At 35.7% G+C, this 1,260-nt stretch carries 2 protein-coding genes; both read left to right on the forward strand.

Features of this window, described 5'->3' with window-relative positions; all coding sequences use genetic code 11:
* On the forward strand, window positions 1–314 hold a 314-nt coding region (locus Q9Q35_RS00630; RefSeq protein ID WP_304651687.1), incomplete at its 5' end, for a LysM peptidoglycan-binding domain-containing protein.
* Window positions 315–412: 98 nt separating this feature from the next.
* The gene (locus Q9Q35_RS00635) at window positions 413–1,216 is read left to right on the forward strand and encodes an IS3 family transposase (RefSeq protein ID WP_304651688.1); all 804 of its coding nucleotides are present in this window, start codon (window positions 413–415) and stop codon (window positions 1,214–1,216) included.
* Window positions 1,217–1,260: the final 44 nt, after the last annotated feature.

The following is a 1,260-nucleotide window of genomic DNA, read 5'->3' on the forward strand; positions in this document are numbered from 1 at the left end:
CACAAGAATTAAAAACACCAGAAGTATTTCACAACGAAATAATGCTAGAAGAAATTACAAATGAAAAAGAAGTTAATGAAAACTTAGTAGCTACCGAATTGAATGACAATGACACAGAAGTACTACAAAGTATAATCAGTAACCAAGAAGAAAACTTTTACAAATATAAAATACATATAATGAGAGAAGAAGACACCATAGAAAGTGTTGCAATAAAATACAGTGTAACTCTAGATGATTTAAAAGAATATAATGAACTAAATAATATAAATATTGGAGACAAAATAATAATTCCATTCATTGAAAATGAGTAAAATAAACAAAATTCAAATCAGAGGAAATATCAAAATCCACACCACATGTCCGTTTCCCACAGCAAGGGCAATCAGCGACATCAAAACCACAAAACAGACTGCGCACCAGAGATGCCTATTACAAATGGGTTCGCAGAAAGCCAAGTAAGTACGAAAATGAACAAGCAGAGTTACTCAGTTCAATTCTAGAATTGGAAGAAGAACATAAGTGGACTTTGGGTTATTTAGGTATGACGACACAACTGGCTTTTGAAAATAAACTGAATTTTAAAGCAGGTTTAAAGCGAGTAACCAACTGTATGAGAAAACATGGAATTAGAGCAAATATCCGTAAAAAGAAACATAATCGAGTTAAACGCCATGAGGAGTATATAAATGATAACCTACTCGACGGACAATTTGATCGACAAAGACCAAATGAAGTTTGGGTAACTGATACTACAGAAGTTCTGTATGGGGTAGATAAGTTAAAGAAGGCTCGAGTGCATATAGTTCTGGATTTATACGGTCGTTACGCGTTGAGCTACAATATTTCCGTTACTGAAACTGCGATCTCGGCAATTGAAGTATTTAGACGAGCATTCAAAATGGAACCTGATGCACATCCGATGATCCATACGGATCGCGGAGCAGCATACTGTTCTATTAGTTTTAACAACTATTTAGCCAGTCGAAACTGTATTCATAGTATGTCTCATCCAGGTCATCCTTGGGAAAACTCACCGATGGAACGTTGGTGGAATGACTTTAAACTAATTTGGTTAGCTAAACGTACTCGACCTAAAACGTTGGAAGAATTAGAGGGATCAGTAAAGGAATCTATTGAATATTTCAACACGCAACGTGCATATGCATCAAAAAACGGCTTGACCGCAGAAAAATTCCGCGTTCAAACCGCATAAACTATTTTTCTATTTAAACTGTATACTTGACGGACCCCAGTGCC

The sequence above is a fragment of the uncultured Ligilactobacillus sp. genome (genome assembly GCF_948826705.1).
Classification (GTDB): domain Bacteria; phylum Bacillota; class Bacilli; order Lactobacillales; family Lactobacillaceae; genus Ligilactobacillus.